The following is a 640-nucleotide window of genomic DNA, read 5'->3' as shown; positions in this document are numbered from 1 at the left end:
CGTCCAGCAGCAGGAGCTTTGGCAGGGGGGCGATGGCTCCTGCGATGCAGACCCGCCGCTTCTCGCCGCCGCTCAGCAGGAACGGCGACCGCTGGCCGTATCGCTTAGGATCGAGTCCGGCCTGCTCCATTGCCCGGGCCGCCGCCTCGCTCCGCCGGGGCTCAGGAACATCACGCTGCTCCAGACCGTACTCGACATCCTGTCTGACACTTCCTGCGAAGAGCTGGCTATCCGGCTGCTGGAAGACGATGGAGACGGAGGCGGCAGAGCTTTCCGGCGGATAGTCAATACTACCTAAGGAAGGCTTCGCGAGTCCGGACAGCAGCCGCAGCAGCGTCGATTTGCCGCTGCCCGTAACTCCGCACAGAACCGTAACGCCTCCCTCCGGAATCAGCAGGTCGATGTTCCGCAGGGCGGGGGATTGGCCGTAGAGGTAGGACACCCCGGTTAACTGTACCGGCATAGCGCATCCTCCAGTTCCTGCTCCGTAAGCGGCAGAAGCTCAGCCGGCCAGCCGTTATCCTGCATCATTCGGCCGATGCCGATGACGGGGGGATCTTCCCAGCGTAGCGCGGCAGGCAGCCCGGAGCGGTAAAACAGCGTGCGCGGATCGCCATCGTACACCAGCCGCCCTTGATCC

1 protein-coding gene and 1 pseudogene are annotated in these 640 nt (G+C 64.7%); both read right to left on the bottom strand.

The features are described from left to right. Positions 1–463 (bottom strand): energy-coupling factor ABC transporter ATP-binding protein (locus tag L691_RS0125790; protein WP_025693086.1); only part of this gene is annotated, 463 nt, incomplete at its 3' end. Then, positions 448–640, bottom strand: a pseudogene (locus L691_RS33220) (ATP-binding cassette domain-containing protein); the annotation flags it as partial. The gene L691_RS0125790 and the pseudogene L691_RS33220, both read right to left, overlap by 16 nt.

This window comes from Paenibacillus zanthoxyli JH29 (assembly GCF_000520715.1).
Classification (GTDB): Bacteria; Bacillota; Bacilli; order Paenibacillales; family Paenibacillaceae; genus Paenibacillus_AQ; species Paenibacillus_AQ zanthoxyli.
Note: the sequence above shows the minus strand (reverse complement) of the source record. Positions and strands in the feature narration are given on the sequence as shown.